Annotated in this window: 24 protein-coding genes; 8 read left to right on the forward strand and 16 right to left on the reverse strand. The window is 50.8% G+C overall.

Annotation, left to right across the window (positions count from 1 at the left end; translation table 11 throughout):
- Positions 1–99: 99 nt before the first annotated feature.
- Positions 100–855: a GntR family transcriptional regulator gene (locus tag DFR60_RS06700; RefSeq protein WP_167437534.1), complete on the forward strand. Its 756-nt coding sequence runs from the start codon at positions 100–102 to the stop codon at positions 853–855.
- Here the strand turns inward: DFR60_RS06700 and DFR60_RS06705 are convergent.
- The 8 genes from DFR60_RS06705 to DFR60_RS06740 all read right to left on the reverse strand — a co-directional run bounded on the left by DFR60_RS06705 (position 852) and on the right by DFR60_RS06740 (position 11,265).
- Positions 852–1,868 (reverse strand): transglutaminase domain-containing protein, encoded by a 1,017-nt coding sequence (locus tag DFR60_RS06705; RefSeq protein WP_110322209.1) that lies wholly within the window; start codon positions 1,866–1,868, stop codon positions 852–854. The genes DFR60_RS06700 and DFR60_RS06705 overlap by 4 nt on opposite strands.
- An 18-nt stretch (positions 1,869–1,886) precedes the next feature.
- Positions 1,887–2,582: a P-II family nitrogen regulator gene (locus tag DFR60_RS06710; protein ID WP_110322210.1), complete on the reverse strand. Its 696-nt coding sequence runs from the start codon at positions 2,580–2,582 to the stop codon at positions 1,887–1,889.
- A gap of 58 nt (positions 2,583–2,640) precedes the next feature.
- On the reverse strand, positions 2,641–4,179 hold the full coding sequence (locus tag DFR60_RS06715) for a DUF1538 domain-containing protein (RefSeq protein ID WP_110322211.1): 1,539 nt from the start codon (positions 4,177–4,179) through the stop codon (positions 2,641–2,643).
- Between the two features lie 144 nt (positions 4,180–4,323).
- Positions 4,324–5,457 carry an aldo/keto reductase gene (locus tag DFR60_RS06720; RefSeq protein WP_110322212.1) on the reverse strand — a complete coding sequence of 378 codons (1,134 nt, stop codon included), beginning with the start codon at positions 5,455–5,457 and terminating at the stop codon, positions 4,324–4,326.
- 41 nt (positions 5,458–5,498) lie between these two features.
- Positions 5,499–6,476 carry an aldo/keto reductase gene (locus DFR60_RS06725; RefSeq protein ID WP_110322213.1) on the reverse strand — a complete coding sequence of 326 codons (978 nt, stop codon included), beginning with the start codon at positions 6,474–6,476 and terminating at the stop codon, positions 5,499–5,501.
- A 210-nt stretch (positions 6,477–6,686) separates the two neighbouring features.
- On the reverse strand, positions 6,687–8,480 hold the full coding sequence (locus tag DFR60_RS06730; protein ID WP_110322214.1) for an ABC transporter ATP-binding protein: 1,794 nt from the start codon (positions 8,478–8,480) through the stop codon (positions 6,687–6,689).
- Positions 8,473–10,203, reverse strand: a complete 1,731-nt coding sequence (locus tag DFR60_RS06735; RefSeq protein WP_110322215.1) for an ABC transporter ATP-binding protein — start codon at positions 10,201–10,203, stop codon at positions 8,473–8,475. Before DFR60_RS06735 ends, DFR60_RS06730 begins: the two co-directional genes overlap by 8 nt.
- A gap of 129 nt (positions 10,204–10,332) precedes the next feature.
- On the reverse strand, positions 10,333–11,265 hold the full coding sequence (locus DFR60_RS06740) for a helix-turn-helix transcriptional regulator (RefSeq protein WP_110322527.1): 933 nt from the start codon (positions 11,263–11,265) through the stop codon (positions 10,333–10,335).
- 456 nt (positions 11,266–11,721) lie between these two features.
- Between DFR60_RS06740 and DFR60_RS06745 the strand changes: the two genes are divergently transcribed.
- Positions 11,722–12,213 carry a cysteine hydrolase family protein gene (locus DFR60_RS06745; protein WP_110322216.1) on the forward strand — a complete coding sequence of 164 codons (492 nt, stop codon included), beginning with the start codon at positions 11,722–11,724 and terminating at the stop codon, positions 12,211–12,213.
- Between the two features lie 79 nt (positions 12,214–12,292).
- Here the strand turns inward: DFR60_RS06745 and DFR60_RS06750 are convergent, their stop codons facing one another.
- From DFR60_RS06750 to DFR60_RS06780, 7 genes are all read right to left on the reverse strand, one after another.
- Positions 12,293–12,760 (reverse strand): GNAT family N-acetyltransferase, encoded by a 468-nt coding sequence (locus tag DFR60_RS06750; protein ID WP_110322217.1) that lies wholly within the window; start codon positions 12,758–12,760, stop codon positions 12,293–12,295.
- Positions 12,761–12,775: 15 nt separating this feature from the next.
- Complete coding sequence (locus DFR60_RS06755) at positions 12,776–14,269, reverse strand: IMP dehydrogenase (protein WP_110322218.1); 1,494 nt, start codon at positions 14,267–14,269, stop codon at positions 12,776–12,778.
- 96 nt (positions 14,270–14,365) lie between these two features.
- Entirely contained in the window at positions 14,366–15,355 is a 990-nt protein-coding gene (locus tag DFR60_RS06760; protein WP_110322219.1) for a hypothetical protein, read from the reverse strand.
- Between the two features lie 231 nt (positions 15,356–15,586).
- Positions 15,587–16,813: an FAD-dependent oxidoreductase gene (locus DFR60_RS06765; RefSeq protein ID WP_110322220.1), complete on the reverse strand. Its 1,227-nt coding sequence runs from the start codon at positions 16,811–16,813 to the stop codon at positions 15,587–15,589.
- A gap of 135 nt (positions 16,814–16,948) precedes the next feature.
- A complete protein-coding gene (locus tag DFR60_RS06770; protein WP_034533379.1) occupies positions 16,949–17,476 on the reverse strand; it encodes a YeeE/YedE thiosulfate transporter family protein in 528 nt (175 codons plus the stop codon).
- A gap of 39 nt (positions 17,477–17,515) precedes the next feature.
- Entirely contained in the window at positions 17,516–17,743 is a 228-nt protein-coding gene (locus DFR60_RS06775) for a sulfurtransferase TusA family protein (RefSeq protein ID WP_002603120.1), read from the reverse strand.
- A 15-nt stretch (positions 17,744–17,758) separates the two neighbouring features.
- On the reverse strand, positions 17,759–18,469 hold the full coding sequence (locus DFR60_RS06780; RefSeq protein WP_029466629.1) for a YeeE/YedE thiosulfate transporter family protein: 711 nt from the start codon (positions 18,467–18,469) through the stop codon (positions 17,759–17,761).
- 228 nt (positions 18,470–18,697) lie between these two features.
- Between DFR60_RS06780 and DFR60_RS06785 the strand changes: the two genes are divergently transcribed.
- Complete coding sequence (locus DFR60_RS06785) at positions 18,698–19,597, forward strand: LysR family transcriptional regulator (protein WP_002603118.1); 900 nt, start codon at positions 18,698–18,700, stop codon at positions 19,595–19,597.
- Here DFR60_RS06785 and DFR60_RS06790 read toward each other — a convergent pair.
- Positions 19,594–19,809: a sulfurtransferase TusA family protein gene (locus DFR60_RS06790; protein ID WP_002603117.1), complete on the reverse strand. Its 216-nt coding sequence runs from the start codon at positions 19,807–19,809 to the stop codon at positions 19,594–19,596. The two genes, DFR60_RS06785 and DFR60_RS06790, sit on opposite strands and share 4 nt — an antisense overlap.
- A gap of 76 nt (positions 19,810–19,885) precedes the next feature.
- Between DFR60_RS06790 and DFR60_RS06795 the strand changes: the two genes are divergently transcribed.
- The 5 genes from DFR60_RS06795 to DFR60_RS06815 are packed head-to-tail and all read left to right on the forward strand — an operon-like array spanning position 19,886 to position 25,679.
- Positions 19,886–21,010: an aminotransferase class I/II-fold pyridoxal phosphate-dependent enzyme gene (locus tag DFR60_RS06795; protein ID WP_110322221.1), complete on the forward strand. Its 1,125-nt coding sequence runs from the start codon at positions 19,886–19,888 to the stop codon at positions 21,008–21,010.
- A gap of 18 nt (positions 21,011–21,028) precedes the next feature.
- The gene (locus DFR60_RS06800) at positions 21,029–23,071 is read left to right on the forward strand and encodes a glycosyltransferase (RefSeq protein ID WP_110322222.1); all 2,043 of its coding nucleotides are present in this window, start codon (positions 21,029–21,031) and stop codon (positions 23,069–23,071) included.
- Between the two features lies 1 nt (position 23,072).
- Complete coding sequence (locus DFR60_RS06805; protein WP_110322223.1) at positions 23,073–24,119, forward strand: ABC transporter substrate-binding protein; 1,047 nt, start codon at positions 23,073–23,075, stop codon at positions 24,117–24,119.
- A gap of 25 nt (positions 24,120–24,144) precedes the next feature.
- Entirely contained in the window at positions 24,145–24,945 is an 801-nt protein-coding gene (locus DFR60_RS06810; RefSeq protein WP_110322224.1) for an ABC transporter permease, read from the forward strand.
- A 14-nt stretch (positions 24,946–24,959) separates the two neighbouring features.
- Entirely contained in the window at positions 24,960–25,679 is a 720-nt protein-coding gene (locus tag DFR60_RS06815; RefSeq protein ID WP_110322225.1) for an ABC transporter ATP-binding protein, read from the forward strand.
- The last annotated feature ends 3 nt before the right edge of the window (positions 25,680–25,682 follow it).

Below are 25,682 nucleotides of genomic sequence, written 5' to 3' on the forward strand. Positions count from 1 at the left end.
ATTCCCGTAATCTATTGACTTTCCCTGGTACGTCTTTTATAATGGCCTGATGGACAGTTTTTTTGTTTGGTAAAAAACCACAGACAGGAGGCAATGATCTTGGATAAAAACGCACCAAAATATGTATCGGTTTACAATGCGATCAAGGCAGATATCTTGTCGTCAAAATATCCGACGGATTCCTTTCTTCCCCCGGAAAATGAACTGATGGAGATCTACGGCGTCAGCCGGACCACCATACGGAACGCCGTCAACCTGCTCAGGGACGAGCATATCGTGGAAGTTCATCAGGGGAGAGGAACAAAGGTACTCCAGGCCGCAAAATCCATCACACCCTATAAGTTTCTCAGCGTAAAAAACCAGGCCTCCGTGACCACACAGTTCCGTCTGGAAGGCGACTGTTCCGTCAGTGCACAGGGCGCCGTGATCGACATGATTCCGGCCGAACTGAAAGTGGCCAGGGCCTTAAACATCGAGAACGGCAGCGATGTGTACCGTCTCCAGCGCGTCAAGATGGTGAACGATACGATTTTCGCCTATGTGGTCAGCTACGTGCTGCCGGAGATCGCGCCCGGCCTGGAGCAGCACAACGGGGAAATCTACTTTTTATACCGGTTTCTGAAGGAAACATATGATATCAATTTTGAAAACGGCAAAGACATCATCTCCGCCGGAATCGCCGGCTTCATGGAGTCTCGGCTGCTGAACGTCAACCCGGGAGCCCCTCTCCTGATCTTTAACAGAACGACGTACCAGCGCGGCATACCGTTCGAATACTCGGAAAGCATCAACCGCGGCGATCTTCTGGAGCTGGTAGTGGACAGCTTTGCGTCTTCGCCGAATTCTTATTATTAGAGTACTTCCCCTTCATTCGCAGTCTCCACCAGCAGTTCTTCTGCCGGCAATACCTCGGTGAATTCAGCGAAAAAGACCGTCTGGGGCCAGTTGAGTCCCGCCCGGACGTGTTTCCCCTTTTGCCTTGCGGCCTCCTCCATCAGAGTTAAGAGTTCTGTCACCGTGTCCCGTGTCAGATAACCGCCTCTCCAGTGGAAAATAAGCGGCTTTCCTTTTTTGACCGCCTGTGCGGCGCGTTTGGCCACATCCTCCGTCTTTGTGAAGGAAAGCTTCTTTTCCCTGTAATAGAAATGGTCTCCGTCGCCGCATGGCGGCGCCTGATAAAGCACCGGCTCGTGGTCGCGGAACAGCTGCTTATCCCCCAGGTTAAAGTAGTCGTAGCGGATGGTCTCTCCACGGCCCAGGCTGTTGTCAAAGGTGGCATCCAGATGGTAATACCGGCCGCCGATTTTCACGATATTCCAGGCGTGGCGGTATTTGATGCCCTTTTCCGGATTGGCTTCGGATATGGCAATCATACACCAGATTCCCAAGGCGTCGCAGAGAATCTTCACCGTCTTGGCGATCCCCTCGCAGACGCCTACGCCCTGGCCCAGGGGGCCGATGATCTCATGGGAATACGGCTTCTTAAGCTTGTCGTAGCGGACGCTGGTACAGATAAAATCATGAATATACCGTTCCTTCTCCCACTCTGTCATGGATTCGGCCGGGCGAACCAGCTTGGCCGTTCTGGCGCTCATCGCCTTCTGATGTTCTTTCACCTTTCCCTTGTCAAATAAGTATTCCGGTATCATCTCCACGCTGCCTGAATTCTGGTAAAAACGGTAGTGGAATCCGGTACCGTAAAACAGTTCGGGGCAGTCCAGGCGGAGCTTGAAAAAGATATCCGCCAGTTCCCGGTTTTCCAGCCGCGGAACAGCAAAGGACGAAGCGAGCGCCGTCAGACCGGTTTTCATGGCGTGATACGCGCTCTGCTCTGTCTTGTTCATCTGGCTGTAATAGTATGGTTCCATGGTCTTTCGCTCTCCTGCCTAATCGTTATCGTCCTTTGCCTCTTCCATGAGGCGCATACCCGCCGTGCTCGTCACGGGGAGCGAGAACGCTACGGCCCGTGCCTTGCTTGCCGGACCGGCTTTTTCCATGATATTTTTCATAACAAGGTTCTTCATACCGCTCTTTACGACGATGAACACCATCTCCTTTTCCGCCACGAGGGAGACTCCGAGATACTTCTCAGCACGCTCCAGACCCGTGCCTCTGGCGTGGATCACGGTTCCTCCGACTTCTTCCACCTCCCGGGCGGCGTCCATAACCATGTTGGTATATCCCTGGTTGGCAATCACAATCAGGAGTTCGTATTTCGTGTCTTTCAATGAGCTTTCCTCCCCTTTTTCAAAATTCTGATTCTCCGTCAGGAACAGCAGGGGCTTCTTGCCGCCTATGCTGCTGAGCGGAATAATAAAGGCTATGCCCGTGCCGGGAACGTCAATTTTCAAATGCTTCTGTAGATCTGATTTTATTTCTTTCCATACGGAGCCCGTCACCACAGACAGCATGACAGCCTTCTCCGTCTCCTCCAGCCCTAAATAGTCCAGGGTATCGCTGACCGCGGTCCCGTTACCCACGGTTATAAAGGCGACATCCGCCCCGTGATGGCCGTACAGAGTATGAAACTTTTTTACCGCGGTTCTTTCTGTGATTGTAACCATTAAATACAGTTCGCTCATACTGCAGTCCTTTCTTTCGGAATCTTATCTGTGATGCTATATTGCAGCTATGCTGCCATTAAAGTTCGATGATCGCATCATCATCAAGCTGGTCGAAGTCCAATGCCGGCTCGGAAAATACCTGGTCTTTCGGTGCGGATCTCTGCTGCATCTGATAGATCATGCCCAGAATCTGTATGGTGATCAGCGGAGTCATGGCAACCATGGCGACCACGCCAAAGGCGTCAGTGACAATGTTTCCGCCCACCGAGGTACAGGCTCCCTGCGCAAACGGCAGCAGAAATGTAGCGGTCATCGGACCGGAAGCCACCCCGCCGGAGTCAAAGGCGATGGCCGTAAAGATCTTCGGTACAAAGAAGGAAAGTCCCAGCGCAATCGCATATCCCGGTATGATGAACCACAGGATGGAGATTCCCGTCAGCACCCGCAGCATGGCGATTCCGATGGATACGGCCACGCCGATGGAAAGGCTGATACTCATGGCTCTGGCTGGAATGGCGCCGTCCGTGATCTCTTCCACCTGTTTGTTCAATACGTAAACAGCCGGTTCCGCCTTGACGATAAAGAATCCGATCAGCATGCCGATCAGAACAATAATCCAGTTGTAATCCAGGGAGGCGATCACCTGTCCAAGGTAATTACCGGCCGGCATAAAGCCCACATTGGCGCCTGTCAGAAACAGCACGAGGCCGATATACGTATAGACGAGGCCGACAATAATTTTTCTTAAATTTCTCTTTGAAAGTTTTAGAACTGCGATCTGGAAAATACCGAAAAACAGGATTATGGGAAAAAGCGATACGGCAATTTCTCTAATATAGGTAGGAAGTCCGACGCGGAACAGCTCCCATAGTTCTACGGAATTGCTGATCTCCGGAAGGACTGGCGGAATGTAGGCGCTTTCATTGGGCCTGTAAATCATCCCGAGGATAAGTACTGCAAGAATCGGGCCTATGGAACAGAGTGCCACCAGGCCAAAGCTGTCGTCCGACGCATGCCGGTCATTACGTATGGCGGAAATACCGATACCAAAAGCCATGATAAACGGAACCGTCATGGGGCCCGTCGTCACGCCGCCGGAATCGAAGGCCACTGCCAAAAAGCTCTGCGGAACAAACAGTGTAAGAACAAATGCCAGAATGTAAAATACAATCAGCATGTGAGGCAGCGCAATGCTAAACAGCATACGCAGAAGTGCAATGACGAGAAATACACCGACGCCCAGCGCGACCGACAGGATCAGAGTCCGGTTCGGTATGGACGGCACCTGTTCCGCCAGCACCTGAAGATCCGGTTCCGAAATCGTGATGATGAATCCCAGTACGAAACCCAGTATAACGATGATGCTCAGTTTTTTACTCCTTGTAATGGCCGTACCCAGCCTTTCGCCCATGGGGGTCATACTGATCTCCGCCCCAAGCGTGAAGAACATGGTGCCTACGACGATCATGGCCGCGCCCATCAGAAAACACAGTAAAATACTGGAGGAAATGGGAGCGATCGTAAAGCACAGAATCATAACGATTCCAATGATCGGGAGTACGGAATTAAGCGCTTCCGTCAGTTTCTCTCTCAATTTCAGCAGGGAATTTTTCAATAGAACAACCTCATTCCTTTCTGTAATAAATTTTGTGCTTCCAGTATAACATAAAAATGCTCTGGCCGTAACCCCTTTTGGCCAGAGCATTTTTTCTTAAGTTATCCCATTAATCGATTCCATTTCCGTTCCCAGGTCCAGAAACTACGCTTCCAGTTTTGCAGCAAAATCCGCCATCGCCTCTGATATCTTAATCCGCTGCGGACATACGGCCTCACAGCTGCGGCATCCGATACAGGCGTCGGGATGCTTATCCTTTGGGACCGCCATCAATGCCATCGGTGCGAGGAAACCACCGCCGGTAAAGCAATGCTCGTTGTACAGCTCCAGCAAAGCCGGAATATCCAGCTGTTTCGGGCAGTGACTCATACAGTAATGGCAGGCCGTACATGGCAGAGCGGTCTTCCCAAGCATCTCGTCCGCAATCGACAGCACGGTGTCCATCTCCTCTTTTTGAAGCGGCTGATCGCTTTCGAAGGTGCGTATATTTTCCTGAAGCTGCTGAAAATCGGACATGCCTGACAGGATCATCGTTACACCCGGAACAGACTGTAAAAAGCGGAACGCCCACGCCGGCGCCTTCTCCTCCGGACGGAATTTTCTCAGTCTCCCCATTGTCTCCTCCGGCAGGACAGCCAGCCTGCCGCCACGCAGCGGTTCCATGACCCAGACAGGAATGCCGCGGCTGTGCAGCAGTTCCGCTTTGGCCTCAGCGCCCTGGAAGGACCAGTCCAGATAATTGAGCTGAATCTGACAGAACTCCATCTCGCTGCCGTACGCCTCCAGAAAACGCTTCATCACCTCGTAGCTGCCATGGGCCGAGAATCCCAGGTGGCGAATTCTCCCTGTCTCCTTCTGCTTCATAAGATACTGATAAATACCGTATTTTTCGTCCAGATATGCGTCGATATTCATTTCGCATACATTGTGAAACAGATAAAAATCGAAGTACTCCACCCCACACTTCTTAAGCTGTTCTTCGAAAATTTCCTCCACCCGATCCATATTGGAAAGGTCGTATCCCGGAAATTTCGTCGCCAGGTAAAAACTCTCCCTTGGATACCTGCCGAGTACTCTCCCCATCACTTCCTCGGAATGAGCGCCGTGATATCCCCAGGCAGTATCAAAGTAATTAATGCCTTTTTTCATTGCGTATGCGACCATCTCCACCGTGGCCGCCTCGTCAATGGCGGAGTCGTCTCCTGCCATGACGGGAAGGCGCATAGCTCCCATACCAAGGGCTGACAGTTTTAAATCCTGAAAATCTCTGTAAATCATATAACGCACTCTCCTTTTTGCTGCTGTTCTTTTTGTCTAAACTATTCGTGGCCCACAATCCTGTGAGGCACGTAAGCTTCCTCCAGATACTGCATATCTGCTCTCTCCAAACGTACCTTAAGTGCGCCCGCAAAATCATCCAGATAGCGTTCTTTTGTGACTCCCACCACCGGGGCACAGACTCCTTTTTCCCAAAGCCAGGCCACGGCGATCTGGGATCTCGTCACCCCATACTTTCCGGCGGTTTCCGCGACGCGCTCCACAATCGTACGGTCCGTACTCTCTGTGCCGTCATACTTTCTTCGGGCTACCTGATCTTCTTGAAACCGTCTCGATCCGGATTCCCAGTCCCGCGTCAGACGCCCTGCCGCAAGGGGACTATAGGGAATCAACGCGGCGCCCATGTCTGCGCATAAGGGATTCATTTCCCGCTCCTCCTCCCGGTACAGCAGATTATAGTGCCCCTGCATGGCGGAAAATCCCGACCAGCCATGGGACTGCGCCGTATAATTTGCCTTCTGGAACTGCCACGCATACATGGAGGAAGCCCCCAGGTAGTGGACTTTCCCCGCCCGCACCAGATCATTTAATGCCTCCATGGTCTCTTCCACCGGAGTCTGATAGTCCCATCTGTGAATATAGAGAAGATCGATGTAGTCTGTGCTCAGCCTCTTTAAACAGGAATCCGTTTCTGCCAGCACCGCTTTCCTGGATAATCCTCTGCCATTCGGTCCTGGCCGCATGGGCTCGCTGACCTTCGTGGCGATCACCACGTCTTCACGCCTTGCATAATCCTTCAGAGCGCGCCCCAGATACTCCTCGCTGGTACCCATGCCATATACATTCGCCGTATCGAAGAAATTGATCCCAAGATCCAGGGCCTTCTTTATGATCTTCCGGCTCTCCTCTTCCCCCAGCGTCCAGGAATGAATCCATCTAGAGGAATCGCCGAAGCTCATGCAGCCCAGACAGATGCGGGAGACATCCAGTCCCGTCTTTCCCATTTTTACGTATTCCATCAAATTTCCTCCTTATCAGACGTATCCATTTCTTACATTATACTTGCTGGAGTGAACTCCAAGTCAAGAAGTTTTTTAAATAATTGCCTTTTAAATAATTGTAAAATCATCAACCAACAAATCCGCCTCCAACTAACTCATTTTATCGCTTACATTGCAAAAAGCAGCATCAAAATTTCAATTTTGACACTGCTTTTAGCAGACACTATTTTACACTTCCTCTGCTCCCCACGCAAACTGGGAATTGTAAAGCTGGCTGTAGAAACCGTTCTGCGCCATCAGGCTCTCATGGTTCCCCATTTCCGCAATATCCCCATCCCTGAGAACGAGAATTAAATCTGCGTTTTTAATGGTGGACAGACGGTGGGCGATGACGAAACTGGTCCTTCCTTTCAGTACCTTGTTCATGGCGCTCTGCAGCATCTTCTCCAGACGGGTATCTACCGAGGAGGTAGCCTCATCTAGAATCATGATCTGCGGATTCTTTAAAATAGCCCTGGCAATTGTCAGGAGCTGCTTCTCTCCCTGGGAGATATTGCTTCCCTCCTCGTTGATCACCATGTTATAGCCCTGGGGCAGCGTACGGATAAAGTGATGGACATTGGCCATCTTGGCCGCATCGATTACCTCATCCTTTCTGGCCGACAGATTGCCGTATCGGATATTGTCAAAAATCGTTCCGGAGAACAGCCAGGTATCCTGCAGCACCATACCGAACATGGACCGTAAGTCCTCCCGGTTCATATCGCGGATATCCACACCGTCAACGAGAATCCGTCCACCGTTTACATCATAAAAGCGAAGCAGCAGATTGATAAGCGTGGTCTTTCCCGCTCCGGTTGGTCCTACGATGGCAACCATCTGACCGCTCTTAACCGTAACGTTGAAGTCCCGGATTACCGGTGTATCCCCATAGGAAAAGCTGACATGCTCAAAGGTAACCTCGCCCTTTGCCGGTCCCGGAAGGAGTCCCGCCGGAGCGCTTTCCGTCTCCTCCGATTCATCGAGAATCTCAAAAATACGTTTCATGCCTGCAAATGCCGCCTGAATCTGGGCGGACAGCTGGGATACCTGGGTCAGCGGGTCGTTGACCTGCCAGATATAACGGATAAATGCCTGTAAGTTACCCACTGACAGCGTGCCGGCCAGGATGGCAAAGCAGCCGATCACCGCAATAACGCCGATACTTAAATACGTCGTAAGGGAAATGAGGGGACTCATGAGCGAGGAGAGAAACTGCGCCTTAAAAGCGTGTTTCTGCAGGCTGTCATTAACCGCCTCGAACTGTTCTCTGGACTGTTCCTGCTGTCCGAACAGCAATATTTCATTGTAACCGGTATACAGCTCCGTAATCGCTCCGTTCATATCACCGAGGGAGTCCTGCTGAGCCTTAAACTGGCTCTGGCTGATCCGCACAATACCGCGGGTGATAAGGGCCCCCACCGGGATGATCAAAAAAGCGATGCAGGCCATCAGCTTGTTGATGGAAAACATCATCCACAGGGCCAGAATCAGGGTAAGGATTCCGCTGATCACCTGGGAAAAGCTCTGCTGGAGCGCGTTGGATACCGCCTCCACGTCGTTGGTGACACGGCTCAGTACGTCGCCGAAGCTGTTAGTGTCAAAATACCGGACAGGCAGGCGGCGGATCTTGTTCTGAACCTCGTTCCGCAAATCGTGCATGGCGTTCTGTATCGAGTTGGTCAGGCAGAACGAGCCTACGATCTGGGAAACCGTCTTCGCAAGATAAATAGCCAGAAGCACCAGCAATATATTGCGAATCACTTCAAAATGAATGCGGGCGCCCTCTGCGCCGGAGGCCATATCCGCCAGGTCCGCGGCCAGTCTGCTGGTAATCATTCCTTCAATCCGCGGAGCGGCTGTAATCGCTCCAATACTGATAACAATCATAAAAACAGATACAAATAACTGTAAAGCATAAGGCGCCAGAAAGGGTTTCAGTTTTCCCAGCATCCTTCCGATTTCTTTGATTTTTTTATGCATGGGATAATTCCTCCTCACTTAACTGGGATAATGCAATCTCACGGTAAATGCGGCAGTTCTCCAGCAGCTCCTTATGGGTTCCTGTCCCCACGATACTGCCCTCGTTCAATACGATAATCTGGTCGGCCTCCATGATGCTGGAAATACGCTGAGCCACCACCATGACGATGGCGTTACCCGTCTCCTTTTTCAGCATATGGCGAAGCTTCGCATCCGTCTTAAAATCCAGGGCGGAAAAGGAATCGTCAAACACATAGACATCCGGCCTTCGAATCAGTGCCCTTGCGATGGACAGACGCTGGCGCTGGCCGCCGGAAACATTGGTTGCGCTCTCCGTGATATGTTCCTCAAACCCGCCTTTTTCCATGATAAAATCGTACGCCTGCGCGGTCTTTGCCGCCTGGACCAGTTCCTCCATCGTGGCATCCTTTTTACCGAAACGCAGATTATCCGCAATGGTTCCGGAAAACAGCATGGCTTTCTGGGGGATAAAACCGATGGCGCGCCGCAGGCTCTCCAAATCATACGTCCGGATATCCTTCCCGTTCATCAGAACACGGCCCGCACTGACATCGTAAGCCCTGGGAATTAAGTTAATCAGCGTACTCTTTCCTGACCCGGTACTTCCGATAAAGGCGATCGTCTCTCCCCGCTTCACCGAAAACGACACATCCTTAAGCACCGCTTCCTCTCCATCCGGATAAACGAAATCCACATGGTCAAAAACGATATCATCGATATGGTCTAACGGCTGCACATTGGTTTCAGGATTTTTAATCGACGGATCTGCGTCAAATATTTTCTGGATACGTCCGGCGCTGACCGCTGCCTTCGGGTACATCATAAAGACCAGGCAGAACAGCATAATGGAGAACATCACATGGAATAAGTAGTCCATAAATGCCACCAGCTCACCGATCTGCAGAGTTCCCTCGCTGAGCATAATGCTGGCAATCCAGTAGATTACCATACCGGCTAAGTTCATAAGAAGAAAGAAGACCGGCTGAGTCACAGACATCAGCTTAAACAGTTTCTTCGAGTTCCCCATATAGCTTGAATTGGCGCCATCGAAGCGCTTCTTCTCATACTCGTCGTTGGTAAATGCACGGATTACCCGGATACCGCTTAAGTTTTCCTTGGAAATCCGGTTGATGTCTTCCAGGGAGGACTGCTGGCTCTCACTGATCGGCTCCGAAATCCTTGCCACCAGAATCACTCCGCCCACAATCAGCGGAATTGTCGCCAGAATAACGACAGACAGGCTTAAAGAAGCCCGTAAAACCAGGAAGATGCTTCCGATCATCATCACCGGCGTCATGAGCGCGGTTCTAAGAAGAATATTCATAAACATCTGAATCTGAAATGCATCGTTACCCGTCCTGGTAATCAGGGATGCGATACCGAATTCGTGGAACTCACTGTGTGAGAATTCCTGAGTTTTCTTGAAAATATCATTTCGGATATCTCTGGTGACAGAGGTCGAAAGATAGGCACAGCAGTATCCCAGCAAAACCGTACCGGCAACTCCGGCAAACGAAATAGCGGCTATCACCAGTCCCATCTTCCATATGTAGGCCGGATCCCCGCGGTTTACTCCGTTATCGATCATCTGTGCCACGATTGTCGGAATACCCAGCTCCACAAGCGCAAAGCCCAGTACGGAGACTACATTGAGCAGAAACATTTTCTTGTAGTTTTTTAAGTAGTGGATAATTAATTTCATATAAAGCCCGTTTCCTCCTGATGAAAATATCTTAACGATTTACTCGCATCTCCCTAGCATAAACTATAAGGTAACCCTACAGTCAAGTAAAATTTTAGCAGACAATCAAAATGGTGGTAAAATGTAATATCAGTTTTCGTACAGGGAAGCTATATCATGTATTCTTCGCTTCATTTCCATACGGATATGCAGCGGCTCCAGGCATTCGCATTTATCCCCAAAGCTGAGAAGAATATCGTAGTGGTACTCGTTCTCTATGAAAGGAAAACTGACAAGGTAATGACCATCACCGTCCGGCGAGAAATCTTCATAAGAGCAATAATCAAGCACCCGGTCCATCACCGATTGATGAATACGGATTTTAATTTTTGTCTGCATCGTTTCCACCATTTCCGCAAAGTCTAAATCCGGTTTTTGATAATCCCGTGGTACAAAAGCTTCCTCCTGCATTTGCAGGTCTGCCATACGGGACAGTCTGAACAGGCGGAAATCATTTCTTTTTTGGCAATACCCTTGTAAATACCAATGGCTGCTTTTCAATACAAGCTGATACGGCTCGACTGTTCGTGCGGTTTTATTTCCATGGTGGGCTGTATATTCAAACGAAAGCAGCCTGTTTTCCTGCAAAGCTGATTTGATAATTTCTATATATGGCTGTATGCTGTTGTTGCCTGTCCACGGACTTAAATCGATACATATTTGATTTACCTTTAATTCGATGTCTTTTGCTCTGTCAGCCGGGATAAAGCTCCTGACTTTCGCAAGAGCGTGTACCAGCTCGTCTCCCTGCACGATACTGGAAAGACTGGACAGCCCCATCAGGAGAGTGGAAAGGTCGTCAACAGAAAAGACCTTTTTATCCATCTTGTATTCCTGCATGATTTCAAAGCCGCCGCCCACTCCCGATATCGAACAAACAGGAATCCCCGCCATATTGATCGCATCTATGTCGCGGTAGATCGTGCGGGGTGAAACTTCAAACAGATCGGCTAACTCCTGCGCGCCTATACGCTTTTTATCAAGGAGTATCATAATAATGCTCACAAGCCTGTCAACTTTCATCGGATCATCCGCCTTCCAAAATTGCTTCCACTTGTGCGGCTGGGACTGCTTCGGCATACGTCCTGCCACAGGCTCCTGCTGCCTGCTCTGGCCCGGTGGTTCATCTCCATTTCCTGTGACTTTGCAGGGTATTAGCAGTTCTTAATGCGCAGAATTTTTCGTTCAGGGGAAATTCCCACTTGTTTGAGCAACGCGAGTTTGGGGATTTCCTCTGGATTTTAGAAAAATCCTGCACGTTTAGAACTGCTTATGCCCGAAACCGGAACAGGAAATGGAGATGAACCACCGGGCCAGAGCAGGCAGCAGGAGCCTGTGGCAGGACGTATGCCGAAGCAGTCTCAACCACACAGGCGGAATTTCTTTTTCCCATTATAGATTGTTGCCATACTGATGTCAACAATTACAGGCTATAATTAAAAAGCAAACAAAATATACTACCTGTCAGGAGGAGACACCATGCAGAAAAAAGCCCTGGTTATAATCGATATTCAAAATGATATAACAAAGAATTACAAGGATGTGATTAACAATATCAATCAAGCGATCGATTGGGCAGACAATCATCAAATTCATGTTATTTATATCAGACATGAAAATTTATCCGCAGGCACGAGGACATTTAAACCGGATACCCATGGATCTGAATTAGCTTCAGACTTGAAAATGGTATCAGACAATATTTTTACAAAATGCAAAGGGAATGCGTTAAGCTCTGAAGAATTTACAGATTATATCAGAAAGAATGAAATATGTGATTTCTACATCGCAGGCGCAGATGCTGTCGCCTGTGTCAAATCGACCTGCTACAACCTGCGCAAGGCAGACTATGGCGTAAGTGTGCTGTCAGACTGCATTACCAGTTATGACAAAAGAAAGATTGATGAGATGCTGCATTATTATGAAAGCAAGGGATGTAACATAATTTGTTTGAATAATCTGTTAAGTTAAACGCCTTCCATATTAACAGAATCGCGCGGCGGACATTGTTTTATCCGCCGCGCAGCAAACCGATCTTTTAAATTTTCTCTTATAAGTTTTTAGTCATTTGCTTTTCCATCATTTCATAGATCAGTATGGCGTTGTTCTCAACCTCTGTTTTCCCATGTCTCACGGTCTTGTATCCCCTGCTTTCGTAAAATTGAGCCGCGGGAAGGGACGCATCCAGACATATGGAAGGATATTCCCGTGCAATTTCACCTTCCAGGTTTTCCATGATCCGCCTGCCGTACCCCTGTCCCTGAAATTCCGGGGCAACGAAGACTCTGGTGATGTGGCTGCCTTTGCAGCTTCCTGTTCCCACCAACCGGCCGTCGTTCCACAGAACACGCACACAGCCGTCTTCTATATCCCGGATGATATTGGTTCTGTTGTGAAGGCTGCAAAAGAAATCTACCACCGCCTCTGGATAGTACCGGGGATAGACCGCGGTAATGGTGTTCTGTACCAGATTATAAATCTGCTCTGCGTGGTCTTTGGATGCTTTGAAATATTCCATGCAATCCGCTCCCCTTTATTTCGAATCTCTCAGCATGACATCATGTGCCCCGCCCTCGACAATACTGGTCGATGAAACCAGCGTAATTTTTGCTTTACTCTGCAGTTCCGGAATGGTGAGCGCGCCGCAGTTGCACATGGTTGAGCGCACCTTGCTCAGGGTGAGACCCACGTTATCCTTTAAGCTTCCCGCGTACGGTACGAAGGAATCCACACCTTCTTCGAATGAAAGCTTTTTCTCTCCGCCCATATCGTACCGCTGCCAGTTTCTCGCCCTTGCGCTTCCTTCGCCCCAGTACTCTTTCATGTAGCTTCCGTTGACATTGACTCTTTTTGTCGGGCTCTCGTCAAATCTGGCGAAGTATCTGCCCAGCATCACGAAGTCCGCGCCCATGGCCAGCGCCAGGGTTACGTGGTAATCGTGGACAATTCCGCCGTCAGAGCAGATCGGAACATAGATACCGGTCTCTTCGTAATAGGCGTCTCTTGCTCTTGCCACCTCGATCAGAGAAGTTGCCTGTCCTCTTCCGATTCCCTTCTGTTCACGTGTGATGCAGATTGCGCCTCCGCCGATCCCGACTTTGATAAAATCAGCTCCGGCCTCCGCCAGGAAACGGAATCCTTCCGCATCCACCACATTGCCTGCGCCCACCTTCACACTCTGTCCGTAATTCTTCCGGATATAGTCGATGGTGATCTTCTGCCACTCGGAAAAACCCTCCGAGCTGTCGATGCAGAGCACATCGGCGCCTGCTTCCAAAAGTGCAGGAACCCGTTCCTCGTAGTCTCTCGTATTAATACCAGCTCCCACCATGTAGCGCTTGGAACTGTCAATCAGCTCGTTTTCATTTTTCTTATGGCTGTCGTAATCCTTGCGGAACACGAGATATACCAGCTGTCCTTCTTTATTAACCAGAGGAAGACAATTGATCTTGTGTTCCCAGATAATGTCGTTGGCTTCCTTTAAAGTGGTGTCTTCGTCCGCATAGACGAGGTCGCCGATCTGTGTCATAAACTCCTTTACCTTCGTGTCAGGGGTCATACGGCTCACACGGTAATCCTTATTGGTTACGATTCCCAGAAGCCTGCCGTTCGGTCCGCCGTCTTCCGTGACAGCGATTGTGGAATGGCCTGTCCGCTCAGTCAGGGAAAGCACGTCCTCCAGCGTCATCTCAGGAGATACATTGGAATCGCTTACTACAAAACCGGCACGGTACCGTTTCACCCGGTTCACCATCGCTGCCTGCTCGGCAATAGTCTGAGATCCATAAATAAAAGACAGGCCGCCTTCCTGCGCGAGAGCGATAGCCAATCTGTCGTCCGACACCGACTGCATGATTGCGGAAACCATAGGAATATTAATATGCAGCGCCGGTTCCTCTCCCCTTTTATATCTGACCAGGGGTGTCTTCAAATTTACTTCTGCAGGGATACACTTTGTCGATGAATAGCCCGGAACCAGAAGGTACTCGCTGAATGTTCTGGACGGTTCCTCATAATAGAATGCCATTTTAATTCTCCTTTTCTGACTGCTTTTCTCATATTCTACTACATTTTCCCACAAATTGGTAATCTTTTTTGTTGTTTTTATTTATTTGTCGGATTACTAAAAATCCAGCACTGGCGCCAGATTCTCACTCCCCCCGCTCCTGGAAGAGCTGTTCTCCGTAGAAGCAAATGAAACCAGGGGACCTCCGGTCACATACTGGAGCCCGTTTTTCAACGTAATCCGCAGATAAACTTCGTAATTTACGTTGTCTTTTCTTCCTATATAATCGGACACGTCAATCCGGTAGCCTACTATTTTGTCTGCCTCACCCGAAAGCTTCGTAAGAGTAAGGTCTTCCCCTGCCAATTGGTCGTATGCGGCAGGCTGTACTTCTACGGCCTGCGCCTCCGTGACTGCCTGACTATGGCCTGATCCCTGGTGTGAGCCGCCGTATCCTCCCGGGCTTTCTACCATACCATTTGCCGCAATCTTTGCTTCTGCCATTGTGATATCGTCCTCTTCAAAGGGATTTCCATCTGTATTTCCCGTAATCCAGAAATGAAACCTCCCCTCATCGTTTGCCTCGTAATCATAAAAATCACATTCCACCCGCGCCAGCATGGTATTGACGGCATACACAGGCTTCAGAATTTCCTGATGATATCCGGTATCTGACTCAATTACAAAAGCCGGTTCCAGCCATTCTGCCGGTTCCAGCATAAACTGTGCCTGATTCTCTGCGTCAAGCGCCTGCCGGTATACGGTTCCGTCCGCAGTCAGACTGGCAGTCACAGTTTCATTCTTCTCCAGCGCTTTCGGAACCGCACGCATCGTCACCACCAGCTTTCCGTCCTGCATCCCCAGTCTTATGGAAGTATCGGAAAACAGGCTCGCATCCTGCTCCATCTTCTTTGTCACACTCTCATATTTACGATCCGCATCGTTCCGGACTCCGTTGATTTCATTGCGCAGAACAGCTTCCATACTGCTCATCTCGCTTCGCAGATTGTTCAGTTCCTGCTTCATACGGTAATTGTTGTACAGGGCGACAGCCAGCAGAATGATTACAAGGGTCAGTGCTTTGGATCTGATTTTATCTTCGCTCATGACATCTCCTTAATGGCTTTATCTTTATGGCCTTATCTCTATTCTATTATCCGGCGGAAGCAATGTCAAATCTTTAATCAAAGCTTCTGTACTGGCTATCTTAAAGCCCATCTTAAAGCCATTATCGTGGTTACGATCCGGTTCCCTGATATTAAGAAATAAGCAGAGGCAAAAGCAGATTTTTTATCTGCCTTTGCCTCTGCCAGGCTATAACATTTTGATCAGTTACTCCTACCGAATCCCCGCCTCAAGCGCCTCTTCTGTAATCCCTTCTGTCAACACTCCCGCAAGCTTTCCGTCTTTAATAAATGCCACCGCCGGTGCTCCGCTGATGCCCAGACGGCTGGCGATGCCTGTAGATTTATAGATATCCGCCTTCGTCACCTTTACACTGCCCGCATGCTTTTCTTCAAAGGCTTCGATGACAGGAAGCAGCTCACGGCTGGCCGTGTCCACGGCATTCCAGATATAAACCACCCCCGGTACGGCAGGGTCCATAATCTGTTTTTCGAAGACTTCGCTCTCAGCCAGGTATTTCTCCGCCGCATAGCCAGCGATGGCGCCGTCTCCGACCGCGGTAGCTACCTGCTTTAAGAATTTATCCCTTACGTCCCCTGCCGCAAAGACGCCCGGCATGTTTGTCTCCATCTTTTCATTGGTGATCACGTAGCCTGCACGGCTTAAATCGATGATATCCTTGAATATCTCGGTATTTGGCAGGTAACCGATAAATAAGAAACACGTATCCACCGGCACGTCAATGATCTCGTTGTTCTTTAAATTCCGCAATGCCACGCTGCGGAGATGTTCCTCATCTCCTCTGAATTCTGCCGGAAGCGTGTTCCAGATAAACTCCATCTTCGGATTGGCCAGTGCTTCTTCCCTGGCAATCTCATTACAGTCCATCTTCCCTTCCTCGTGCATAACGCTGACGATGACTCTGCTCGCAAACTTTGTGAGGAACATTCCCTCCTCGATGGCCGCGTCTCCGGAGCCGATAACCATGACGGTCTTTCCCGTGTTCGCCGCCGCATCACAGGTGGCGCAGAAAGAAATACCCTTGTCGTATAAGAATTTGTCCTCCCCCGGCGCGCCGGTGAGTCTGGGCTTGCCGCCGCTGGCAATGATGACGGAACGGCACTCATAATTTGTCCGGAAGGTCTCCACTACTTTTTTGTCTCCCTTAAGCTGCACCGCGCGCACGTCGGTCAGTTTGAACTTTACGCCGAATTTCTTGGCCTGTTTGTGGAACAGCTCCATCAGGCCCAGACCTGTACTGCCTTCCGGAAATCCCGGGTAATTTTCAATTTCGTTTGTATAGGTAGCCAGTCCGCCTACCAGCGCCTTCTCGATCACCAGGGTTTTCAGCCTCGCGCGGCCGCAGTAGATGGCGGCCGTCAGACCTGCTGCGCCGCCGCCGATAATTACCACATCGTATTGCTCTATTTTCTTTTCCAAAATGATTCCTGCCTTTCTGTACTAATTGTCATCTGTTCTATAGGAAAAATGTTTTATGTTTCCCGTGACGCAAAAACCGCCGCAATTCTGTCAAAGAGTTGCAGCGGTCAAAGATTCATTTCCGATATTGCGACGCTACATGAAGAACCTGGCCAACAGCTTGCTCCCAATGAAAGCCCCGATAAACAAAAAGAATGCAAATACCCATCCGGATAACGACATGGAGCCGATCGCTGAAAAAAGAGCTCCGATGTTGCAGCCGCCGGCAAGCCTTGCGCCGTATCCCATCAGCAGTCCGCCCAACGTGGCGGCCACTACCTGCTTTAAGGATTTAATCTTTTTGAATTTAAACTGAGAGGCCAGCAGAGCAGCCAGCAGCGCTCCTGCGATGATACCGAAGTTCTGCCAGGATCCTGGATGATTCAGGATTCCGCTGTTTAAGGTGTTCTGTGCGCCTTCTGAAGAAAAGTAATACCACTTATCCACATTACCGCCCACGAGACGGTACAGCCATGCGCCCCAGTTGGCAAAGATGCCGGACACTCCCCAGGGGGAACCGGTAGACGCAAACATGGCGATCTGGAAGACGGCCAGCAGCACCGCTCCTGTGACATATGTAAATGGATTTTTGAAAATCTTTTTATAATATGGATTTTTACTCACTTTATCCCAAAAAGCCTTCAAAGTGTCACCCACGCCTTTCTATTTTGTTTTTTCAATGACGATTTCCCATTCTCCGTCGTCCACTTCCTCGATCTCTACGTTATATCCCTGATTTCTGGCCCATTCCGGAACATTTTTCATCGCGCAGCTGTGGTCAATCGACGCAATCAGTACGTCACCTACCGCCATCTTCTCACACTGCTTCTGAACCTTCATTAACGGTACCGGGCAAGCCTCGCCTAAACAATCAATTGTAAATTCTGCCATGATAATATCTCCTTTCTACTCTTCAATTCCCATTTTTTTCTTTTCATATAAATCAGCCGCTATATAGAGCAGGCCGATGGTTGCTAACTGTAAAATCACTGCTCCCGCCCATCCAAACACATCCGGAAGGAAAATTCTTGGAGCGGTTGCGATAAAGTTCTCTGTCCACCATCCCATATGGCTGGCGCCGATCAGGGATCCGATTACAAAGAACAGCAGACTCAGCATCTGCATTGCAAAGCCTTCACCAACCCGCATCAGCGTGCCGGAAGCACAGCCGCCTGCGATTACCATACCGATACCAAACATGATTCCGCCTACTGCCGTGGCAAGGCTGATGGGCATGATATAACTCTGGCCCGGAATCTCCTGTCCGTTTACAAATGCACCGTATTTAATTGCGGCGAAGCCGATGGTGGTTATGGCGAATGCAATCAGAACCGCACGGGTAATCGACGTTGATCCGGTAATACACGGGTCTCTTAAGGATGCGGTAAAGCAAAAGCGGGACTTCTGCAAAATAAAACCGAAGCAGCACCCAAACGCCCAGAAAAGAGCCAGCGTGCCGTTTTTAAATCCCAAGAGTATTCCGATCACTATGATAGCCAAAAAGACTCCAAATCCAATGGGAAGCTGATTCTTTTTCTTCTTCCGTGGTCTTGACGAGCCTCCTGAGGTCTGGCTTCTGCGGATACTTCCTGTCGTTTCTGTTCCGTTTTCCTGCATTCATTGCACCTCCTTTTTTCTTGTTTTTTGAGGATTTGAACGCGTTACTACACCTCTACAGTATAGCACATTGTCATTTTTTTCACTATCCAAGTTGCTTATACTGTATAATTTTTTGCTATAAACAATCCTTATGGCGATATTGTGTTTTTTTTAACGTTCTTGTATAATGAATGATAGAAATGATACCGGAATAACAGAGATGAAACAATGAGGGGGGGGGATCAAATGCTTTTAGAACAGATTTCCATGTTTTCCAGAATTGCAAAAGAACAGAGTATATCCAAGGCAGCCCAGGCGATCCACATCTCTCAGCCGGCCTTAAGCCAGCAGATGCAGCGGCTGGAGGAGGAACTGGGCGTAAAACTTTTCGAACGTTCCAACCGCGGGATCATACTTACCAGAGCAGGAGAGGTCATGCAGAAATACTCGGAACAATTTTTAGAGACCTACTCCAATTTAAAGGAGGAACTCGCCAGCCTTGAATCCTACAACGGGACATTTCGTATCGCGGCCACTCCCGTGGCCTGCAACTACGCGCTTCCCTGCTCCCTGTTCAAGGTGAACCACAAATATCCCAGCTACTCCTTCAGTTTAAATTCCGTTCCCTCCACCGAGGTCATTCACCGCGTGGGGCACGGGCAGGCAGACATGGGATTTATCGTGGGCGCCACAGATAATCCTGAATTCGTCTGCAACCTGGCCTTCAGCGATAAAATCTGTCTGGTGGCGAGCGAAGACTACCGATGCCCGGACAGCATTACACTGTCTGAGCTTAAAAAATTCACCCTGGTCATGCTGAACGAGCAGTTCAGCTCCTACCGTCTGCTTCATCAGTACCTAAAGCAGGCAGGGCATCCCCTGGACACCCTGCGGGTGATGTACCATCTCGACTCCACAGAATCTGTAAAGAGCACAGTTCTTGCCGGACATGGAGCCGCGTTTCTTCCCTACATAACAGTAAAGAAGGAAGTATACCAGAAGCAGATAAAGATCATCTCCGTTATGGATTTCGATTTGAATTACGATGTGTACTCCATATACAATCCACATCTGGTCAAAAACAATCCTGCTCTGGAAAAAATAATCCTGTATTTTATCTCCATTGTTACGAAAAGCATCTGCTAGACTGTAATATACAGCTCCCAGATTCCGTTCATCGGCTCTACTGTCTCCATTTTCAAGTGCATTTTCCGGCAGTAGCTGCCTATGGATTCCACCACACAGCTGTGGTCTGTGACCAGCTTGATCTGGCCGCCGTGTTCCTTAATCTCCCTGCATTGTTTCAGTTTCATGATGGGAATCGGACACATATCTCCCAGACAATCGATTTCATGCATCACGCAGCGCCTCCATTTCTTTGATGGCTATAGTGTATCATAATTCAGGCGGCCGCGGTAGAGGAAAGGGATTATTATGGATATTTCATTTTACAGCCGCTTTCATGCGCCTCTTGAATCCGCCTATTTAGAAGAAGTCCTGGCCTCCGGCCTGGAGACGGATGGCTTATTCATGAAACGGCTGCTTGACTGCGCGGACAGCCTCTATCCAGGCTGCCGTTTTCTCTTTACCCCGAGCTGCACGCTGGCCCTGGAGACCGCTCTGGCCTGCTTACGCCTGCTTCCGGGTGATGAGGTCCTGCTTCCTTCCTTTAACTTCCCGTCTGCCGCCAATGCCGTGCTGCGCCACGGCGGCAGGCCCGTTCTGTGCGATATCACGCCCGACACCCAGAACATCTCGGTCCGGGACGCGTCCAATCGCTTAACCAGCCGCACCAGGGCCGTGATCGCCATGCATTACGCAGGTGTCTCCGCTCCTCTCGGCGGCTTAAAAAGGCTGGCCGAAGAGGCGGGTATCGCCCTGATCGAGGACGCCGCCCAATGTGTGGACGCTTATTATGAGGATCAGCCCCTTGGGACCGTCGGCGATATGGGCTGCGTCAGCTTTCATCACACCAAAAATGCCGTCTGCGGGGAAGGCGGCCTGATGATCACCAAAAACCATGGCCATTGGCAGTACGCGCGCCAGTACCGCCTTCACGGAACGAACCGGGCGGGATATTTGGACGGGGAAGCCGCCCGCTATACCTGGAATCTTCCCGGCTCCTGCGCCGCCTTAAGCGAACCGCAGGCCGCCCTTTTATTGGCGCAGCTTCAGTGTCTTTCCCAGATTACCCGCAGCCGCCTCCACGTGACGGAGCAGTATTGGAAGCAGCTGGCTCCCTTGGAGGAGCGGGGAATCGCCATGCGCATGCGGATTCCCGCCTACGCCCGGCCCAACGGCCATATTTTCTATCTCCGTTTCCAGGACCCCGCCCTGCTGAATTCTCTCATCCCTGCCCTGGCGGCCCATGGAATCGACTGCAAAACGCACTACGTCCCTCTCCACGCCTCCCCTATGGGGGAAAAACTGGGATATCACAAAGAAGATTTACCCGAATCGCTGGCCTGTTATCAGACGCTTCTCCGCCTTCCGGTCCACACGGCCCTGACGGATGAAGATATCGCAAGGACAACGGAAACGATCCTGCGGTTCGTGTAACGGATAAGGAGCTTTACCATGATTTACGATCTCGGCATCATCATCCCCGTATACCGGCCCCGGGAATCCATCGGGATTTTAACGGACCGTATACGGGAATTATTTTCTGAAAAACTCACTCTGCGCATCTGTATCGTAGATGACAGCGGCAGGCCGGAAACGGCGGATTTCCTGGCCGGGATATGCCGTTCTCCGGAGACCGCGATTCTGGTTCTGGACCGCAATTACGGACAGCAGGCCGCCACACTCTGCGGCCTGGAGCACTTAGATCCGTGCCGGTATTACGCCACCATTGACGACGACTTAGAACAGCCTCCGGAAATGCTGGCGGCCCTTTACGACACCATCCGGCAGGGATATGACATCGTATACGGAGTCCCCGCCGTCTCCCGCCGTTCTCTTTACCGAAGGGCAGGAAGCCACATGCGCGACGGGCTGTTCTCCCTGTTTCTGGGCGTGCCGGAAGGAGTTCGCGTCAGCAGCTTTCGCATCATGACTGCCGGCTTAGTGAAGGAAGCCTGCCGCCTGAAACCCAACGGATTCTTTTATCTGTCCGCCTCTGTTTTTAAAGGGAGCGCCAGACCGGTCCGGGCCGTATCCATCCCCTACAGGAGTGAATCTAACGGCAGAAAGGATTGGAATCGTGCTCTTTCTCAAAAGAAATCATCAGAGAAAATCATCAGCGGCTACAGCGCTCTCTCACTGCTGCGGCTGTATACAAAGCTGTTTCTAAATTATACGTACTTCCCCACAGCAAAACGGAATTGCAACTGCGGCGCAAAGCCGCTCTACCGCATATCCCGGCGAATCCGCGCCCCACGGCTCATGATCCTCGGCGGCTCCAACTGCCAGGTTCATGCGTTCCAGCGGGCAAAGACGCTGGGGATCGACACGATTCTGGCCGATTACACTAAATCGCCCAGCGGAGCACGGTATGCGGGACTCCATGAACCGGTGAGCACCTTCGATATAGAAGGCTGCATCCGGGCGGCCAGAGAGCACCACGCAGACGCGGTAATGACCATGGGAACGGACCAGCCGGTGTACACGGCCGCCTGTGTCAGCAGCGCTCTAAACCTGCCTTCGCTTCTGTCGATCAGGGAAGCGCTGTCCGTAACCAACAAAAAGCACATGAAAACAATCCTGAAAGAGGCCGGTATTCCTGCCGCCCGTTTTCGTTTTATCCATCAGGGCATGGAAGCAGGCTCTCTGGACGGACTGCAGTCTCCCTATGTCATAAAGCCTCTGGATTCCCAGGGTCAGCGCGGAATCTACCGCCTCAATACGCCGGAGGAGGTCTTCTCCCATCTGGAGGACACACTCTCCTATTCCCGGGAGCAGGAGGCGCTGGTGGAAGAATTCTGCGAGAGCACGGAGATTACGGTCAGCGGCTGGCTCAATGAGGGCAGACTCCACATCCTGACCGTCACGGACCGCCTTCTCTATCCGGATCCGATCCATATCGGAGTCTGCGTCGGGCATCGTTTTCCCACGGTTCACATGGACCGGTACGCGGAAATTGAGTCAATCAGCCGCAGAACCGCAGCCGCATTCGGCATCGCGGGTGGCCCCTTCTATCTTCAGCTGCTGGTCGGAAAAGACGGAATTCAGGTCAACGAACTGGCCAGCCGGATCGGAGGCGCTTTCGAGGATGTCTTTATCCCGTTCTTAACGGGCTTTGACATATTGGGCGCCGTGATACGAAGCGCTCTCGGAACGCCGGCCGAGCCCCCCTCTATGGACTGCTTAGAAGCGGCCGCAGAGGGACGATGTGTCGCGGTCCAGCTCTTATTCTGCCGGCCAGGCGACATTTTAAGCGTCACGCCTTTAGAAGAACTTCTGGCTCTGCCCTACGTGCTGGATGCAGGCTACAACTATCTTCCCGGCCAGACCATCCCCGCCATGGAAAATGCCACCGCCCGCTTCGGCCACGCCGTCCTCTGGGGAGATAAGGCAAGTATTTACGCCAATATCCATGATTTTTATCATCGTTTGTCCGTCCGTTCCACACAGGGGGAAGAGATGATCACGAATTTTTATGGACTGCATAAAGGAGACTGACATGAACACAGACATGTATACAGACATGAACACAGACATGAACTCTAACATAATCGCTGACATAAGAGCTGATTTAAACACCGGCAAAAGGCATCGCCCCTCATTCATACGATCCGCCCTGCTCATTCTCACCGCAGCGGCGGTCCTCATTCTGCCCGGATGCGGCGGGAAAAAGGCACCGTCTGTAGGGATCGCCGAGCAGTACGGCATAGCCTATGCCCCGCTTCAGATCATGAAGGAGCAGAAGCTTCTGGAAAAGAGGCTTCCCGGTGTGGAAATCAACTGGAAGCAGTTCGGCGGCCCGACCGGCATCCGCGAAGGAATGATGAACGGAGAGATCGATTTCGGATTTATGGGGGTATCTCCGGTCCTAATCGGCATTGACAACGGCATGAAATGGCGTTATGCCACCGGAATCAGTTCCAATGAGGTCGCCATCGTCACACGGAACGACATTCACTCCTTGACCGAGCTGACGCCCAAAGACCGGATCTCGATCCTGTCCCCGGCCTGTACCCAACACGTACTATTATGCATGCTGGCCGGCCAGCAGTTGGGAGATCCCCATGCCCTGGACAACCAGCTGGTCTCCATGAGCCATCCCGATTCCGTAAACGCCCTTCTCTCCGCGACCGAGATCACGGCACACGTTTCCACACCGCCCTATATCACCCAGGAGCTGGATGGCGGAATGCATGTTATGGCAACGGGTGAGGAGATTGTCGGACAGCCGTTTACCTTTATCACCGGAGTTGCCATGGAGGAATTTCACGACAGCCGCCGGGAGTATTACGATGCGGTAATCGAGGCTCTTCAGGAGGCCATTGAGTACATCAACAACAATATGGAGGAAGCCTCCCAGCTTCTCGCACCTCTCTATGGAATTTCTCAGGAGGAACTTTACAGACAGATGGGCCGGGACGGCACGATCTATTCCAGCGAACTGAACGGAGTAGAGATCTTCAACCGCCAGATGGCTGAGATGGGCTTTCTCTCAGAGGAGCTTCCGGCTGACAGTCTGTTTTTTGACAACGTGGTTCACCACTAGAGTGTAAAAAAGAGGAATTTTTACTATGACTGAACGTTTTTTAGACACTATAACGAAAAAGAAATGGGCCGGGCGCCTGTTCTGGATCTCGGTCTTTCTTCTGCTGTGGGAACTATTCTGCCGGATCTCGAACGTTTCCCCGCTTCTGGTTCCCTCCCCGGAACAGGTGTGCGCCACCCTGATTCAGGGCATCACGCAGGGGGACTTAATCTGGCAGTCCGTGTACTCCCTGGGAATCATCGCCTTTTCCCTCATCATTTCTGCCGTCCTGGCTGTTGTCCTGGCCCTGTTTTCCAGACAGAGCCGGCTGATATACAGTCTGGTGGATACCCTGACCGCCCTGGCGCATCCGCTCCCGGGCCTGGCTCTTCTTCCGTTAATTATCATGTGGTTCGGAACCGGCACCGGGGCGGTAACGGCCATCGTGGTTCACTCTGCGCTCTGGCCGGTTCTGGTCAATCTCCTGGCCGGTTTTAACGCGGTTCCCGGCATTTATGAGGATATGGGGCGCAGCCTTTCCATGAGTTCCGCCGCTATCACTGTAGAGATCCGCCTGCGCGCATCCCTGGGCTATCTAATCTCCGGCCTGCGCATCGGATGGGCCAGGGGCTGGAGGGCCTTCATTAGCGCCGAAATGGTCTTTGGAGCAGTAGGCGCCAAAGGCGGCATCGGCTGGTACATTCTGACTCAGCGCACCTTCATGAACACGGCGGGACTGTTCGCCGGAATTATTCTTGTCATTTTCATTGGAATGCTGGTTGAAGACGGCCTGTTCTCGGTCATTGAGAAATGCACGCTCACCAAATGGGGGATGAAATCTGTTTAGAAAGGAATGAAACCATGCTGGAAATTCATAACATCAGCCGCTCCTACACCGGAAGCAGCCAGACCCATACGGTCATTGACCATTTAAACCTGACGGTATGCGATCATGATTTCTTTGTCATCGTCGGTCCCAGCGGCTGCGGAAAAAGCACGCTGTTAAGGCTCATCGGAGGTTTTGACCGCCCGGACAGCGGTTCTCTCCTGCTAGATGGAACGGAAATCACTGCTCCGTCGAAAGACATCATGATGGTATTTCAAAGCTTCGATCAGCTTTTTCCCTGGTACACGGTTCTCGGCAACCTGACCTATGCCATGAAGAAAGCCGGACTCTTCCGCACTTTGGCCGAGAGAAAAGAGTGTGCCCGAAGCTATTTATCCATGGCAGGCCTGTCCGGCTTTGAAAACGCCTATCCCCACCAACTCTCCGGAGGCATGAAGCAGCGCGCCGCGCTGGCCCGCGCTCTGTCCTTAAAGCCCAAAGTCCTCCTTATGGATGAGCCCTTCTCCAGCCTGGACATCGCCACCAAAAAGGCCTTATATCCCATCGTCACCGCCATGGCCGCCCAAACCGGCTGTACTATCCTGCTGGTAACTCACGATATCCATGAAGCCCGTACTCTTGGCTCCCATATCGCCGTCATGTCCAGACAGAAAAAAGGCATATCCGCCGTTTTTTCCAAAGAAGCGATGCCGGAGGCAGAAACGCTGGAAAAAATGCTGGAGGAAAATGCCTGAATT

The organism is Hungatella effluvii, assembly GCF_003201875.1.
GTDB lineage: Bacteria > Bacillota > Clostridia > Lachnospirales > Lachnospiraceae > Hungatella > Hungatella effluvii.